Origin of the sequence: Metabacillus rhizosphaerae (genome assembly GCF_037201795.1) — a bacterium.
In the GTDB taxonomy this organism is placed as follows: Bacteria; Bacillota; Bacilli; order Bacillales; family Bacillaceae; genus Metabacillus; species Metabacillus rhizosphaerae.
In genome coordinates this window covers 1,039,197-1,056,755 of record NZ_CP147403.1, presented here as the reverse complement: position 1 = coordinate 1,056,755, position 17,559 = coordinate 1,039,197, and the positions used below count along the sequence as shown (strand labels likewise).

Annotated in this window: 13 protein-coding genes; 2 read left to right on the top strand and 11 right to left on the bottom strand. The window is 36.9% G+C overall.

Translation table 11 applies throughout. From position 1 onward, the window contains the following. Positions 1-374: 374 nt before the first annotated feature. Both WCV66_RS05060 and WCV66_RS05055 read left to right on the top strand, forming a co-directional pair. A complete protein-coding gene (locus WCV66_RS05060; RefSeq protein WP_338788105.1) occupies positions 375-2,006 on the top strand; it encodes an SWIM zinc finger family protein in 1,632 nt (543 codons plus the stop codon). Then, positions 1,999-4,755: a DEAD/DEAH box helicase gene (locus tag WCV66_RS05055; RefSeq protein WP_338788104.1), complete on the top strand. Its 2,757-nt coding sequence runs from the start codon at positions 1,999-2,001 to the stop codon at positions 4,753-4,755. The genes WCV66_RS05060 and WCV66_RS05055 overlap by 8 nt, the downstream gene beginning before the upstream one ends. A 366-nt stretch (positions 4,756-5,121) precedes the next feature. Here the strand turns inward: WCV66_RS05055 and WCV66_RS05050 are convergent, their stop codons facing one another. The 11 genes from WCV66_RS05050 to WCV66_RS05000 all read right to left on the bottom strand — a co-directional run bounded on the left by WCV66_RS05050 (position 5,122) and on the right by WCV66_RS05000 (position 17,542). Further along, a complete protein-coding gene (locus WCV66_RS05050; RefSeq protein WP_338788103.1) occupies positions 5,122-5,328 on the bottom strand; it encodes a hypothetical protein in 207 nt (68 codons plus the stop codon). 120 nt (positions 5,329-5,448) lie between these two features. Then, positions 5,449-6,351, bottom strand: coding sequence for an AEC family transporter (locus tag WCV66_RS05045; RefSeq protein ID WP_338788102.1), 903 nt, complete (start codon positions 6,349-6,351; stop codon positions 5,449-5,451). Positions 6,352-6,388: 37 nt separating this feature from the next. Next, a complete protein-coding gene (locus tag WCV66_RS05040; RefSeq protein WP_338788101.1) occupies positions 6,389-7,822 on the bottom strand; it encodes an aldehyde dehydrogenase family protein in 1,434 nt (477 codons plus the stop codon). Between the two features lie 32 nt (positions 7,823-7,854). After that, positions 7,855-8,586, bottom strand: a complete 732-nt coding sequence (locus tag WCV66_RS05035) for a GntR family transcriptional regulator (RefSeq protein WP_338788100.1) — start codon at positions 8,584-8,586, stop codon at positions 7,855-7,857. 67 nt (positions 8,587-8,653) lie between these two features. Then, positions 8,654-9,991 (bottom strand): sulfoquinovose isomerase, encoded by a 1,338-nt coding sequence (locus WCV66_RS05030; protein ID WP_338788099.1) that lies wholly within the window; start codon positions 9,989-9,991, stop codon positions 8,654-8,656. 434 nt (positions 9,992-10,425) lie between these two features. Further along, positions 10,426-11,145, bottom strand: a complete 720-nt coding sequence (locus WCV66_RS05025; protein WP_066328940.1) for a GntR family transcriptional regulator — start codon at positions 11,143-11,145, stop codon at positions 10,426-10,428. Positions 11,146-11,399: 254 nt separating this feature from the next. Continuing rightward, positions 11,400-13,436 carry an alpha-glucosidase gene (locus tag WCV66_RS05020; RefSeq protein ID WP_338788098.1) on the bottom strand — a complete coding sequence of 679 codons (2,037 nt, stop codon included), beginning with the start codon at positions 13,434-13,436 and terminating at the stop codon, positions 11,400-11,402. An 18-nt stretch (positions 13,437-13,454) separates the two neighbouring features. Further along, a complete protein-coding gene (locus tag WCV66_RS05015) occupies positions 13,455-15,236 on the bottom strand; it encodes a solute:sodium symporter family transporter (RefSeq protein WP_338788097.1) in 1,782 nt (593 codons plus the stop codon). 20 nt (positions 15,237-15,256) lie between these two features. Then, on the bottom strand, positions 15,257-15,928 hold the full coding sequence (locus tag WCV66_RS05010; RefSeq protein ID WP_338788096.1) for a DUF4867 family protein: 672 nt from the start codon (positions 15,926-15,928) through the stop codon (positions 15,257-15,259). A 58-nt stretch (positions 15,929-15,986) separates the two neighbouring features. Continuing rightward, positions 15,987-16,667 (bottom strand): transaldolase family protein, encoded by a 681-nt coding sequence (locus tag WCV66_RS05005; protein WP_066328730.1) that lies wholly within the window; start codon positions 16,665-16,667, stop codon positions 15,987-15,989. A gap of 527 nt (positions 16,668-17,194) precedes the next feature. Then, entirely contained in the window at positions 17,195-17,542 is a 348-nt protein-coding gene (locus WCV66_RS05000; protein WP_338788095.1) for a single-stranded DNA-binding protein, read from the bottom strand. Between the last annotated feature and the right edge of the window lie 17 nt (positions 17,543-17,559).

The following is a 17,559-nucleotide window of genomic DNA, read 5'->3' as shown; positions in this document are numbered from 1 at the left end:
AACTTAACTTCTTCTCACGAACAAACAATTCGATTGTAGCCTCTTTTTTCTGTCCAGCTCCAGCGCCTAGCCCCTCGAGGTCATAAGCCACTTTTGAATTGAAGGTAAAAAACACCTTCTATTCAAAAGCGTCTTATTGCCCGAGGCTGAACAAGGCGCTTCCACTTTTCTTATGTCCCCTGTTTAATCTCGCCCTAAACCTTTTTGAACAAATCATTATGAGTTATAATAGAAGAATTAGGTTTTTTATTTGAAGAACAGTTTACATTCTTTGTACATAGATTTATTTCTAGCTCTAGCGTCTAGCCTCTCGTGTAAGTCCGAGATGTTTAAGTTAGGCCTTTAGCTTTTCATATGAAAGGGGTTCATTGTATATGCTTGGTCGTGAACTTAGTAAAGAGCTTGTGCTTGGTGCCGGTGAACAAATTAAACAATTGCTTTCTCATAAGGATGAGGATGATCGGAATTTAATTAAAAAAGGACTCATCTTATTTCGACAAGGCAGTATTTATAATGTAAGCACAACTAGTCATACTGTTTCGGCAAGGGTTCAGGATGTTACAAGTGTTCAAGTTGAGCTAGATTTAGACGATTTTGTAATGAGTACTTGTACGTGTCCTTCACCTACTATTTGCAGGCACCGGATAGCTACTTTCCTTTATGTATATGCAAGCGTTGACCGCGTCGGAACGTTTGTTGACCTATGGAAAGAGGATAAACCGGTCGATGATGTACTAAAGCATGTTCGGAAGGCTAGCTCGTTTTTTAAACCGGAAAAAGATTATGAAGATTCATCCTTAGCAAGCTGGATTGCGTTTTTTGATCGTGAGTATGATGAATGGTATGAGCAGGTTCCTTCAAATCACCAGCTTTTTCAGAGTCTTTTTCATCTGTATTATTCTTCTATTAAAAAAAAGGCACCTAAGTCTCCTGAGATGAAGCAATTTTTTATTGTGCAAGCATCGGTGACTGTGTTTTTAAAAATATTGCATCTTATTAATGAGACGAAGCCAACTGACTATATGTTACAACATATTATTTATCCATTTATTGATCAGCTGATCGATAATGTTCAAATAGCGATCCGTGAGATGAAGCGTTACGCATTGCCATTTGCGCTTGATCCACTTTTGGTTGATAGTGTTGAGCGTTTTAGGGAGCTTCTTTATACGAGCAAGCACTACCAGTATGAACGGGGCAATCTTTATCAATTGCTTTGGATTGAGTTATTAAGACGTGATAAGTTTATTTCGATTGAGCGAGAGTGGCTTGAGGAGCGTCTTGAACAAGAGCAAAAACTGAGATCAGATTTTGCAGTAGAAATGGAAACGGCGTTGATGCATATGGATTTTCTTCAATCCCGTGATGAGCAGATTTTCACCAATTTGGGTAAACTGACTCCAGCTGCATTGCCATTTACATTTAACTGGATTGAGGATATTTTGAAAAAGAAGAATTGGAAGCGCCTTTCAGGTTGGGTTTCTTACATGATGAACAGTTCGACAGAATATATAAATAGTTCACTGCCCTTTGAGGAAAAACGACAAACGATTCGCTATATGCTGCAATTAATTAAGCAGTATGGAAACGCAACAAAGGATGATCCGCTTTTTGAAAAGGCTTGTCGTAAAATGCTTCCATTTAGCTATGCCGAGTATCATGATTTTCTGCTTGATAAAGAGCAGTATAAAACATGGATTGAGCTCCAAACCTTATTAGGGTTTTCGTTGAATGAAATGGATTCCTATGTTTTAAAGGACATTGAAAAAAGTGAACCAGGTGTACTTTTGCCGCTTTATGTGAAATCAGTTCAGGATGAAATTGGCATGAAAACAAGGGAAAACTATAAAATGGCTGTACGTTACTTAAAACGCATTAAATCCCAATATAAAAAGTTAAAAAAGGAAGAAGCGTGGGAAAATTATATCCAGCATCTTTCAGAGGAGCATAAGCGTCTTCGTGCCTTTAAAGAAGAACTTAAGAAGGGGAAGCTAATTCATGATTAATACGGTTAACATTGTCATTCATGCGGAGCAAATTGAGGACTATCATTTTTATGTGTATTGTACGTCAGAGCATGATGACAGCCCATTAGAAATTGCTGAATTTACCCGCTACCTTTTCACCTGGCATGAGTCCTCCTTTTATGGAACAAATTTGGAAGACATTAGCTATATCGGGATGCCCGCGGTGCAGCTGTCACCATGGATGATGGTCGAGCTGCTTGGAAAAGAAACGTATAATTCGCTTGCGACAATAAAGTTGTCAGAGGATGCAGAAAAACTAGCGAATGAGGCACACACCATCTATGAGCTGATTGCAAATGGTCAATATGCTCCTGATTTTTCAGGCTGGAAGCAAGGTGTGACACGCTTTAAGGATACTGAAAACGAATTAGAAGGCTTCTCGTTAGAGTGGTTCTCTGCTGCGCTTACCGACTTAATTAACAACGATCGTGTTCTACATGACGCCTGGTCTGATATTGTCAATGCCTACCCTGTCTTAACAACCTTCCAAGGGCATTTTATCGATGAGACGGATTTCCTCGAGAAAATTGGCTGGCATATTGATGATACACCGTTTACTGTTGGCCTTCGGTTAAATGAACCAGAATTAGATGGTGATGAGTGGCAGCTTGAAATCCTTCTTCGCAGTAAGACGAATGAGGATGAAATTGTCCACTTTCAAGGTGAGCTCCCGAAAAAATGGCGTCCATATCAACACAAAATTGAGCGTGAGCAAGAGCGCTTTTCCGAGGTTGTTCCATGGTTAAGCTTTCAAACAGGGACAACATTTGTTACTGAGGATGAGGCGTGGTTGTTTTTAACAGATGCAAGTGAAACACTCATTAATATGGGAGTGGAAATCTTGCTTCCATCATGGTGGCAGGTTGTTAAGGAATCTCAGCTTATGCTTAAAGCAAAGGTCTCGTCCTCTCCACGTGGACAGTCCTTTGTTGGGATGAATTCACTGATTGATTTTAATTGGCGCTTTGCAACAAATGGTGTGGAAATGAGTGAAGAGGAATTTCTAGCACTTGTTTCACAGCAGCGACGCCTTGTTAATTTCAGAGGGCAATGGATTAAGCTTGATCCCGCATTTATTAAGCAGGTCCAGGCAATTTTGAAAAAGGCTGACCGGGAAGGTATGCATCTTTCAGATATTTTACATCAGGAGCTAAATGCAAAGGATGTAGATGCTGATGACGATGAAGTCCTTGATACACGTGCCTTTGCCAATATTCAAATTGAGCTAAATCAGCAAATGAGGGGCATGCTTAAAAAGCTTACAGATACGAGTGAGCTGCCTACACATGCGATTCCTGACGAATTCCTTGGTACATTACGTCCCTATCAGCAAAACGGTGTTGATTGGCTGTTATTTTTACGAAGTGTTTCCTTTGGAGCTTGTTTAGCAGATGATATGGGTCTTGGAAAAACGATTCAAATGATTGCGTATTTTTCATATGTATTAGAAAAAGAACAGCCTGAACAACCTGCACTCATCATTGCGCCAACATCTGTGCTCGGAAACTGGCAGAAGGAATTTGAGAAGTTTGCTCCACATCTACGCGTGAAGCTTCATTATGGAGCAAATCGTGCCAAGGGAGAAAAGTTTAATCCGTCGATCAAGGACGCGGATGTTGTGTTAACATCGTACGGATTGTCACATGCTGATTATGAGGAAATTTCAGAAATTGCATGGAGTACGATTTGTCTAGATGAAGCACAAAATATTAAAAATGCTCATACAAAGCAATCACGAGCGATTCGAAAGCTGCGTGGTCAGCATCATATTGCATTAACTGGTACACCTATGGAAAATCGCTTAACTGAGCTTTGGTCGATTTATGATTTTCTAAATCGCGGTTATTTAGGAAGTTTGCACAGCTTTCATAAGCGTTACGTATTGCCGATTGAAAAGGAACGTAATGTTGAACAAATTGAACAGCTGCAGCGCTATATTAAACCATTTTTGCTTAGAAGAACGAAACGTGATGAACAAGTTGCATTAAATCTCCCTGAGAAGCAGGAGCAAAAGGAATATATCCCATTATCGATCGAACAGGCCTCACTTTACGAGCAGCTTGTTAAAGATACATTTGAACAAGTAACATCACTTGCAGGGATGCAGCGAAAGGCATTAATTTTAAAAATGCTAGGAAAGCTAAAGCAAATTTGTAATCACCCTGCATTATATTTAAAAGAGCAGCAGCCTAAGCAGCTTGTTACACGTTCCCATAAGATTGAGAAGCTTGTTGAATTAACAACAAATATTCGTGAGCAGCAGGAAAGCTGTCTTATTTTCACGCAATACATTGGCATGGGTGAAATGATGAAAAGCTTACTTGAAAAGGAATTTGGGGAAAAGGTGTTATTTTTAAATGGGAGTGTGATGAAGGCTGAACGTGATCGTATGGTTGAATCCTTTCAAAATAAGGAGTACCCATTCTTAATTCTTTCATTAAAGGCTGGCGGAACCGGATTAAACTTAACGGCCGCTAATCATGTCATCCATTATGATCGCTGGTGGAATCCAGCCGTTGAAAACCAAGCAACAGACCGGGCTTATCGCATTGGTCAAGACCGATTTGTCCACGTCCATAAGCTCATCACAACTGGGACAATTGAAGAAAAAATTGATGAGATGCTAGAAAAGAAGCAGTCATTAAACGATGAAATTATCCAAAGTGAAAATTGGATCACTGAGCTTTCGGCAGATGAACTTGAAGAGCTCTTTACATTATCGATTTAGTCTTGTCGGGGGAACTCGAAATTTGTCTAATAGTCGATAAATGTGAATAATCGAAGATAAATGGTCTGTTTTCGAAGATAAATTCGATAAATCGAAGATAAATTGTTCATAATCGTTGATAAATCAGTTTGTTCTTTAAAAGGGGTTCTTGAAATGGCAGCTAAGCAGAAAAAGGCAAAGAAAATAGAGGAAAAAAAAGCCCCGCAGTGGGAGAAGCTTGTTAAGCTAATTGAAAAGAAGGTTTCGAAGTAGAGCAGCAGTTTGATTGCGAAATTATTATACTTAAATATAGACAAATGAAAACCGCTTTGGCCATCAAGCGGTTTTCATTTGTTTATTTATAATGAGGATATTAAACACAATTAGCTATTGTCGAATCAAATTTCGCTTTTGAATTATATATATGATCAATCCTACGAGCATCCCCGTTAGAGCCCAGCCTAAAAATATTGGTACATAATGTACAAACTCAAACTTCTCTCCAAAGAGTAGTTCAGCTAAAACTGCAGCACCTGTTATCGTAACTGGAAATATTATTACCCAGAAAATCATTAATTTTAATAACTTAGGCATTGTATTCACCCCTTTGTTTTTATTCCTAAATGTCCCAGCTAAAACATAATGATGTTAAAAGTAATTCATATCAAGGGAGAAAGCCTTTTAAGATGAACAGGTACTTAAGTTAAGACTACATCAAAGAACGATCAGAAAAATAACAGGTAAAGTAGCTAGACTTAGGGATGTGCTAATCAACGTTGCACTTGAGACAAATTCTGGTTCTGTATTAAACTGTAGGGCATACATAGTCGTATTCGCTGCTGTCGGCATTGCTGCCATTATTATCATTATTTGCTTTACCATTACGTCAACAGGAAGGAACAAAGTAAATAAATAGGCAATTGCTGGTGAAATTGCTAACTTTGTAATAAGAGAGAGTGAAACCTTTTCTCTCTCTAATTTTTTCACTGAAATTTTAGCAAGTTGCATTCCGAGTACAATCATTACCGTTGGAATAGCTGCATCGGCAACCATGTCAACCGCTTGTAAAATTGAATTCCCCAAACTAATATGCATAACTTGGAGAATTAATCCCAAAATTGCTCCATAAACCATCGGCATACGTTGAACCGCCCGAATAGCAGAGCGAATTCCTTCTCCTTCTGGACTGCCTTTTGCTGCGTAATAAACACCTACTGTACACATAACGAGCTGTTGAATGACCATTAAAACGATTGCATAATCTAGACCTGCCGCTCCAAACAGCAATAACACTACGGGGGTTCCGTAATTACCATTATTCATAAAGGAGGAGGCTAATATCATTCCACACGTTTCTTTAACTGAATACTTTCGTATAAATGCAATCAAATAGACAACTATAATGAGAGAAAAACACAGCGCAAATGTATAGAGTGTCATATATAAGTAAGTTAGTTCGAATTTCGTTGTATAAAAGGTTCTAAATACTAAAACAGGTGACATTAAATAAAGAGCCATTGTCGAAATTGTTTTCGTATCGAACCCTATTTTTTTTTGACCAATAAAACCGAGCGCAAATATACCAAAAATCGGAATAAGGATTAGGAAAAAGTCCACTCTATTCACCTTCATTCCTTTAATAATAAAAATATGATTATAAATTTAATACGATAATACGCTCTTCCGTCATTTCCTCAATTGCGTATTTCGGTCCTTCCTTACCATTACCACTGTTTTTCACTCCACCATAAGGCATGTGATCAACACGATATGCAGATGCGTCATTTACAATTAGTCCGCCAACCTCAATTTCACGAGAAGCTTTCATTGCAAATTGTAAATCATTTGTGAAAAGACCAGCTTGTAAGCCATAATCTGAATCATTTACTTTGGCTATAACTTCATCTTTTTCTTTATAGGTAGCAACTGAAACAACTGGACCAAATACTTCTTGGCGACACACTTTCATATCGTCATTTACATGTGTAAGAATAGTAGGTTCATATAGTGCACCATTACGCTTTCCGCCTAATGCAATTGTGGCACCTTGCTCAACTGCCTCATTTACCCAGCTTTCAACACGCTCAGCCTCACCGATACGAATCATAGGACCAATGTCAGTTGATTCATCTGACGGATCACCTACGACAAGTTTTTCAGTTTTTTGCTTTAATAAAGCAATAAATGAGGCAAAAATGTCTTCTTGAACGTAAACACGCTGCACAGATATACAAACCTGACCGGCATTATTGAAGCTTTTTTGTGCGATCAAAGATGCAGCCTGCTCTAAATTTGCATCATTATGGACTATTGTTGCTGAGTTGTTTCCTAGTTCCAATGCCACTTTACGTAATCCTGCCTTCGAGCGAATATATTCACCAACACGAGGACTTCCAGTAAACGTAAACATATTTACATCCTTGTTTTCTAACAGCCATTCACCGATTTCAGCACCGCCCCCTGTTAATACTTGAAGACGACCTTTTGGAAGACCTGCTTCTTCCATTAATTCCGCTAACATCAGCGCACAAATTGGTGTTACTTCTGCAGGCTTTAATACAACGCTGTTTCCAGCTGCTAAGGCAGGACCAATTTTATGACAAACTAGGTTAACTGGTACATTAAATGGTGTGATAGCAGCAATCACTCCAACAGGTACACGAACTGTAAAAGCCATTCGATTTTCAGAACCTGGTGCTGCCTCTACTGGAATCCCTTCGCCATGAATACGTTTAGCTTCTTCAGCTGAAATTACTAATGTTTGAGCAGCACGCTCAATTTCCCCTCGAGACTCGCGAATTGGTTTCCCCACTTCTAAAGCAAGTACTTGAGCAAATTCCTCGCAGCGTTCGACTAATAATTGCGCTGCTTTCATTAATACTTCATAGCGTGCATACGGTGAAAATGGAGCTTTTACTGCTTCTTTTGCACCTTGTACTGCAGCATCCACATGTTCCTTTTCTGCAACTGAAATATGAGCTGTTACCTCTTGATTATATTTATTTAATACCTCCATCATTTCTGCCGTTTGTTCCCATTTTCCATTTATAAATAATCCATATTGTTTACCAGTCGTTAGTGTTGTCATAGTTCCCACTCCTTTATATTTTTTCAGCATTCTTATCTCACCAATTCAATATTGTATTGATATTTATCACTACAGAATTTTGTCGTTGTAAATTCTATTAGCCTATTTTCACTTCCAAAACTAAGTTTTTGCATTTCTAACAGCGCTTGACCACCTCGGATACCAAGCAAATCAGCCTCAAATAACGTGGCATTAATCGAAGTGATTTTCTCTAAGGCATGCGTCAAAATAATATGATTCTCTTCCAATATTTCATAATAGTTTGCGCCATTTAAATCCTGATCAATTAACAATTTTCCAATGTCATAAGGCCAACATGAGCGCTCTATTGCAATCGGTGTTTGATTAGCAAAACGCAGACGTTCAATGACAACGATTTCTTCTTCTGCCGGCACCTTAAGCACTGACTTTTCATAGTTTAAATCTTTACTCGTTTTAACTAACAGCAATTTAGAGCTTGGGATAATCCCGTTCTCTAAAGCTTCTTCAGCAAATCCTTTTAACTTACCTAAGGTCCCTACAAAAACTCTAGGCTTTACGATTGTCCCCTTCCCCTGTTTCTTCTCAAGGACTCCTTCTTGGACAAGGATAGAGACTGCTTGTCGTATTGTTGTTCGGCTCACATTAAACTCGACCATCAACTCATTTTCAGTCGGAATCATTGAATGAGGTGACCATTCCTTTTCCTGAATCCTTTTGATAATTGAGTCTTTAACCTGTATATAAAGTGAACTATTTTTAGTAGGCTCAAAACTACTCCCCACTTATTAAAAACTCCCTTCAACAATAAAAAATTCTAGTCATTAAGTGTGGAAGTAAAAACCATACTTCTTAGACAAAAACATTCGTTTCAATGTTAAGTAATCTACCAAGTTCAATAAGCTGATTGGTTACGTCACCATACACTAAAGCAAAGTGTGGCTCATATCCAGAATTCATAAGGTCATAAAGCGTACTTGTAACGTCTGTTGTTATTGCTACTTCAACAGAGGTTCCGCTAAAGGGTTGTTCCACATCAAGTGCATCGCCTTTCATGACAAGTAGTCGATATCCATCTGGTGTATGACTTACCCGGAAAATGGTCACTTCCCCAGCTTTTAAACCGAAATCCATTGCAAATCCCATTTTACGGTTTGGATGTAGACCAGCTGTTGCTCCTGTAGATGGATGAGCAAGAGAGTAGGCTCCAGCCCCACAATGCCAAAATACAACTGAGTTTTTTTCTTCATTTACATGGACCAAGTCTCCTAAATATGGAGCACTTCCTCCAGTTAACTCTCGTAAAATATACATAGAAATTGATCCGTGTATATCTGATTCACATGAAGAAACCATTCCATCCTCCGTAAACTGTGACAATACCGAACACGGTGCTGCCCCTAACTCGTTGAAAAAGTCCGGCCAACATCTCATAGCGATTGATTTAATCTCTTCTTCCTTAATCTGCTTTTTAACGTATGTTGAGAACTGTGCGAATCTCTTGACTGTCTCATCCTCTCGATTCAAGCCAATTACTTGTTCTTCTGCCCGATCAATTTCTCCAATCCATTCTGCTTCTGGAAGTTCTACACACTTTTTAAATGCCTCTTGAAGGTCCATCTTATGAAGTGTTACACCTAGGACTTCTTTAAGTTCACCTTCATTGGCATCTGAAAAGAAGAATCCAGGCGGATACTCCCCAACAACCCCAATTTTTAATTGATTCAAAGATTTATATACTTTCATGACACCGAATTTCTGAAGCAATTCCTTTTGCAACTTCTCTTCATCTGGATTTCCAAATACGAATGCAAATGGGTGACGATGATTACGCAGGACATTGCTTGTGCTATTGCCACCTGTCAACGAATTTAATCGTAAACGACCACCGACACTTGGTTCTCGAACTGACCAGACAATAACTGGTACCTTAAAATACTCTAGTGCCTTAACCATGAATTCGCCATCTGCAAATGTTACGCTTTGATACAAAACGGTGTCTACTTCAATGGATACTGATGCTAAAAATTGATCAAGTTCCTCTACAGAAGTAAGAATTTCATTCGGGGCTACAATTGTATGGCCACTTTCTTGAAGCCATTTCATGCTTTGATCACGATACATTTCTCCTGCTTCAAGATCAAATGTTTTTCTTCCAATTGGAAGATATAAGATTACTGTATTTGTCATGACGTTTTCTCCTCTACTCATTCTACCTACACTCACTAACTATTCATCATTACAAAAATATAAACATAGTTACCTTTAGGTGTAAAAAAATACATAATTGCAAATTCATTATCATTCTAGCTTTTTTAAAAAATGCAAGTTGAAGTTCTAAATCAGACAAGCTTGTTTAAACATACACTTCAAGCATAAAACGTAGTTACCTTTAATGATAAAGTAGGTATCTTTAATACTATAATATGAAACCGTCTACAATATTTCAAGTGTTTTCTTCAATTTTCTTAAAAACTCTTCATCATCACCTAGATCAATATATGTATTTTATTAATCGTGTACCTTGTAGACCTAGACGAAACGTCATATACAACTATATCAATTAGAAAAGGACAATGATCTAAATCACTGTCCAATCGTTAGAATAATAGGTGTATTCTTATTTATCTAGTAAGTTCAATATTATAATGGTACTTATCACTACGAAACTTCATTGTAGAAAATTCAATTGGTTTATCATCCAGTCCAAAACTTAATCTTTCTCTTTCTAACATGGCTTCTCCACCACGTATTCCTAATAAATCCGCCTCAAATAATGTTGCATTAATAGCGGAGATCTTTTCTTGTGCACGTTTCAAAATGATGTCGTTATTTTCCAGGATTTCATAAAACTTTGCGCTATCTAAGTCCTGATCTTTAAATAGCTTTCCAATATGAGCAGGCCAGCATGTACGTTCAATCGCAATTGGTACATGGTCAGCAAATCGAATACGCTCAATTACTAAGACCTCCTCATCTTCTGGAATATTTAGCATGGATTTTTCATGATATAAATCATTTTTAAATTCGACTCGCAGTAGCTTAGAATTAGGAGTCAACCCTTTATCAGTTGCCTCTTCAGCAAAGCCCTTTAGTCTTCCATTCCCCGTAAGTAGTTGTGACTTTACAATCGTCCCTTTTCCTTGCCTTTTCTCTAATAGTCCATCTTGCACGAGGATAGAAATAGCCTGACGTAAAGTTGTACGACTTACATTAAATTCTTCCATTAATTCTTGTTCGGTAGGAATTAACGTATTAGGAGCCCATACCTTTTCTTGAATTCGTTTAACAAGAATATCTTTTACTTGAAGATATAAGGAAATATTCTTATGAGGATCAACCATACTTGCCAATTTTATTTCTCCCTTCGCTTTCTTTTACAATCTTCTAACTTTCTTAATTAACAACAATTTATATTGATGTTTCTACTCATAGTCTTTTTTATCCAGCTACTATTTCTTAACTTTCATCATAACTATTATAACATACATTACTATCTTTCCATGATTCAAGCTTAAAACCAAACTGATCTTTCTCTATGCTGAATTTAAAAAAAGGCTGTTGAAAACTTCAACAACCTTCTAAAATGTTATCTCGATTAGATGTCAGATAATTTTAAGAATAACTCTTTCCATTTAGACTCTTTCCGATAAAATACAGGTGGATAACCTATTGGTGCTTCAACAGTTACATATCCTCCTTGGTATTCTCGCCCGCTCCATAGATGTACCCATGTATCTTCTGGCAAGTAAACCTCCCACTCACTCTGGTTTTCTTGATGTACAGGTGCTACTAATACATCCTCACCATATAAATATTGATATTTAAGGTCATATGCTATTTCGTCATTTTCATAATGCATAAACAGTGGACGTTGGACTGGAATGCCTCTTTCTGAATTCATTTTTACTAATGACTTTGTATAAGGAGCAAGAGTAACAAAGATATTCGTCATTCTTGCTAAATGGTCTAATGACTCCTGGTCATCATCGTACTGGAAACAATCGTCAGGACGATTTCCTTCATGTGTTCTCATCATCGGTGTAAAGGCTCCCATTTCCGACCATCTCATTAACAATTCTTTTGATCGTTTATTTCCATGTAAGCTTGTGTAACCTCCGATATCACTGTGATGCAAGCCGCAGCCTATCATACCTGAAGAAAGTGCTGCAGGAATAACAGATGCTAAACCATCATCAAGTGACCAATCAACGCTTTGGTCACCACCCCAAAGCATCGTACAATATTTCTGTACTCCTGTATATCCAGCACGCATGAAGTAAACCACTTCGCCTAGTTTCTTAGCTTCAGATACAGCCTCGTAATTTATTTTCGCCCACAGAGTTGGCCATGCATTATGCATAATACGTGCATCTACACCATTCTTTAGAACAACGTCCGTTGGCAAGTATTCTCCAAAATCCGCCATCCAACCATCTATACCAAAGTCAATCATGTTCTCCTTAATCACTTGTTTATACCATTCACAAGCCTCTTCATTTGTAAAATCAACGACACCACAATAAAACTCGCCAAAATCGACTAAATAGATTTCACCTTTGTCATTTAGTGCCAAATAGCCCTCTTTTTCAGCTACTTTATACAAATTGCCTTCGATTGCTACATAAGGGTTGATATAACTTAAAAAGCGAATCCCATTTTCTTTCCATAGTGGAATCTTTTTATCTAATTCAGGATACTCATTCTCGTTCCATTGCCAGTTCCACATTAAGCGCTTACCAAATGAAGTGATTCGTTTCCCTTGCCAATCTTGACACCATACTCCAGAAACCTTCATGCCTGCAGCAAGAGCTTTTTCTAACTTCTGCTCTACAACCTCAGTTCCGCCCTGAATCCCTAAAATGACACCATTATATACCCATTCCGGTAATTCTGGCTGTCTACCAAACAAATTTGAAATTTTTTCAACAAGCTCAATATACGTTTCTGCTGTTTCAAATACCAAAGATTTAGGTACTTCCCATACTTGCAATTCATGGAATTCTGGATGACGGAAATCAAAGTCTGCATATGCGGTTGTTTCAGTATGACAGTAATATTTTTGACTTGATACATATGTTGGCTGCGGGAAATTTGTATTGTAATAATCTCCACCTGCTTTGTCCTTCACATCAGCCTGCCAGGTAACATACGTATTTTTATTTCTCCCTACACCAGGTTCAGAAGTCCACAATGGAAAGTTTTTTCCACGTAGATTAAAATAGGATAGCTGTTCACCACATCCGTAAATTTTTTCATCTGGATTTGCTGCAATTCTTAACCAAAAGCGATTAATACTTGAATCCTTATTGATATATTCCATTTTCAAACGACCATTTTCAATTTTAATAGAGAGATTTAATAATACTTCTCCGCCATCAAAACTTGAAAAGTCAATTTCATATTCATTGTTATATTCCTTTATTTCAGCATATTTAAGTGGGATACGTTCGATTACATAATCCTTAATATCGAAATTCCCTCGGTACATATCAATTTTTTCCTCACCGCGACCAACAAATATAACAGGGTAATCCTTTGTATGACGAAACAGGAGAACATGATTAAGAATTACCTCGAATCCTGATTCGATCTTATTTAAAACTAATTTTGATTCCTTTAGCGTATTTTGCATTTTTATCCTCCTAGTCCATCATGCTGAAAATTTTGATTTATCAACCTCAACCGGTGTAATTTGTTTTTTCACATAGTTACTATATTTTTTATTCCATTTCTTCACAGAAATATAAGCGAATATTGCTGTCACCGCAGCCAATGAAAGCAGAGCTGGCCAGAAATAAGGAGATACTATTGCTTCACTATAAGCTAAACCAATTGGTGAGAAAACAATATAGAAACTAAACATTAACCCAATTAAAATGATTGAAACACATAGAGCATATTTCCAAGGTTGCATATCTACCTTTGGCTTTGGAGTAAAATTCCACGCTTCTTTTCTAGGCGCAATTTTACCAATAATCAACATCATCGCTACTTCTGTGAAAAACAGAATTGCATAAATATGAATAAAGTTAATTTCTACTTTGAATCCAAATAAATGATTCGTTCCCCATACAAGCATGTAATACACAATGACATGGAAGACAATTGCTACTTTTGCAGCTATCGGCGGAACTCTCTTAGCAAAGATTCCAATTAATACAACAGCAATAACTGGAATATTAAAGAATCCGGTAAAACGACGAATTAATTCCCATAAACCATCTGGTGCATACATTAATAATGGTGACACACAGAAACTTATGATCGCTAATATAGCACCAAACCATTTACTTAAACTTAGTAGTTTTTCGTCAGAAATGGATGGTTTTAATGGCTGTACAACATCTAAAGCAAACATTGTTGCAGCTGAATTAATCAGTGCATTAAATGTACTAAATACCGCGCCCAGAAGTACGACTAAGAAAAAGCCTTGCAAATACCATGGTAATATATTTGCTACTAAAGTCGGAAATGCAAGATCGACAGGATTTAAATCTCCACCATATAAATGGAAAGCAATAATTCCAGGGATCATCATAAAGATTGGAACTAATAATTTAAAAAATCCCGTATACAAAACACCTTTTTGTCCTTCTGCTAGATTAGCAGCTCCAAGTGTCCGCTGAATAGCATACTGGTTCGTACCCCAATAAAACAGGTTAGCCCAAATCATTCCTGTAAAGATCGTAGCAAATGGTACTGAATCTGTACTTGAGCCAACAGCATTCAATTTCTCAGGGCTATTTGTTGAAATTGTTTTAAACCCTTCAACTACGCTTCCATCGCCTAATTGGAATAAGGCGATTGCTGGAATAAGCGTACAAACAACTAATAAACCAACTCCAATAAAAGTATCAGATACAGCAATCGCTTTCATTCCTCCGAATATCGCAAACACTGCACCAATAATACCAATTGTCCAAACCATTAACCAAATAGATTGTGTGTATGAAATACCAAACAATTCGGGCACATCAAACAATTTCATTACAGCTAAAGCACCAGAATATAATGTTGAAGGAATGGTAACTAGGACATAACCTAGCATAAATAATAGTACAGCTAATCTTCTAACACCTTCATCGTAACGATCTCTCAAAAATTGAGGCAAAGTTGTAAACGCGCCTCCCAAGTAGCGTGGTAATAAGATTAATGTCATAATTACAATCGCAAAAATTGCCGTAACTTCCCAAGCCATATTGGTCATATTAGCACCATAGGATTGTCCATTTAAACCAATCATTTGTTCAGCAGATAAGTTCGTTAAAATAAGTGCCCCTGCAATAAAGCCACCTGATAAACCACGTCCTGCTAAAAAGTAACCTTCTGTTGTTGAATTTGAACCTTTAGTCTTCTTATATGTCCATATTCCCATTACTACCATAAAAAATAAACATGAAAGTAATGTAAATAATACATTTTGATCAGCCATTTAATAAACCCCCTTGCCTATTAATAGTAAACTTCTATATTTTCACCTTTAATACCGGGATATGCCCCTTTATCGATAAGAACCTTACGTTCAGGATGAGCAATTAACCACTTATTTTTCATAAACAACAGTTGATCTTCAGAGGTGATTTTTTGAGATTCCCCTACCAAAGGTTGATTCGTTCCTTTAGGTAAAATGACAACTGCCTTAAACCCAATGTCTGTCACCTTACAAGGTGCAAAATGAAGTGTTGTTCCATACAATTCGATCACAGTGCCCTCCGGAATATAGAAAGCGGATACATCACTAGCATTATAACTGTTATTTTCGATATCTTGTACTCTACCTAATAATAGGACTAAGTCTGTAATAGCGATATTAATCTCGCTTCCCTTATGATATTCTAGACCATTTAATGTCGAATTTCTACCATTACAATAGCCAATTTGAATAGGCATATTCCCGTAAATACTAGTTTCAATTATTTCCATTAATCTTTTTTCCTCTAATTGGGAATCTGATGCTTCATAAATGTTGCCATCTTGAGGAATCTCTGTTTTTTCCATCTGTACCTTCAATTCCTCAAATTCATAGTTTTCTAGAATTTTTCCATAATCTCTGAACTGACTATCCTTTATATGATAAAAGTTTAAATGAGGATTTTTCTTTTTTACTAGTTCATAGTTTGACAAGGATGATTTCTCCTTTTTTATAAAGGGCCCTCATTCTTACAGGGCCCCTTACTAGTTTTTATTTTAAAACCGATTCTTCTTTTGCTGTATTGTCCCATGCATTACGGAAAATATTTAAACCATAATCGGTATATGCATGATCGAAACTATTTTTATACACATCGAATCCACATGTTACAATATCTGCTCCTGCTTTAGCAGCATCAACAATTTGTTTCCCATTTCTTAATGCAGCAACGATAATCTCAGTTTCATAGCCATATGTTTTATAAATGCTTGCAATATCTTGGATATATTGTCCTGTATCTTCTCCATGATTCTCTTTCCAACCAACAAAAGGAGAAACAAAAGTAGCTCCAATTCTAGCTGTTTGAATCGCTTGAGCCGGTGAAAATACTAAAGTAACATTTGTTGGAATTCCTTCCTTTTTCAATTCCTTAGCAGCAATTAAGCCTGATTCTGTACATGGAATTTTAATGACAAAATTTGATGAAAGAGATGCAATTTTTTTCCCTTCAGTCACCATCTCTTTTGCATCATTTAGATGAGGATTGATTTCAACAGAAACTGGGAAGTTTTCAACACCTCTAAATTCACTAGCTAATTCATCTACAACCGTTAAGAATGGTTTCCCACTATTCATAATGTGCTTAGGATTTGTTGTTAACCCATCAATTGCCCAATTTTCATAGGCGTAACGAATTTCACTAATAATTGCACTATCTAAAAAATATTTCATAAATAATACATCTCCTTTAAATTTATCGTTATGTTTTCTTTTTCATTGTAACGTAGTGACCTTTAAATAAAAGTTACTACCTTTAGTAATATAATATGAAAACGAATTCAAAATTTCAAGTCTTTTTTATAAATATTTTCATCGAAGTGAAATTGTTAATTTTCTCATAGTCTTGAAACTTATAATTGTAATAGACGATCAGAGTTATGTACCTATTCTTAATTCTTTCATTTTTAATATAATGAATATGTAGAAAAAACTCGAAATTTGTCTAATAGTCGATAAATGTGAATAATCGAAGATAAATGGTCTGTTTTCGAAGATAAATTCGGTAAATCGAAGATAAATTGTTCATAATCTTTGATAAGTCCGCTGAAATGGCAGCTAAGAAGAAAATAGAGGAAAAAAATCATGTCTCATCCATAAAAAATCGGCTGATTACTCTGGTTGATATGAGCAACCAGCCTTTAGATTTGAGGAGTTAAGGGGATACCATTGATTTTTTCTTATGCAGAAAAAGATGAATTTTAACTTTCTTGTTCAACTAGTTCACGTGGTTTTCCACTCATAAAGCGAACGGAATCAGCAACAACTTCAGTAACATAAACTCGAGTTCGTTCTGCATTTTCATAGCTTCTCGTCTGAATTCTTCCTGTTACGCCTACAATTGAACCTTTTCGACAATAATTTGCTGTATTTTCTGCTGATCGTCTCCAAACAGAGCAATTCACGAAATCTGTATCAATTTCTCCAGCAGCATTGCGAAATTGTCGACTTACAGCAAGGGTGATGTTTGCAACTGGAGCTCCGTCTGCTGTATAGCGAATTTCCGGGTCTTTCGTTAGTCTGCCTACTAATATGACTTGGTTGATCACTTCGTTCCTCCTTTCAT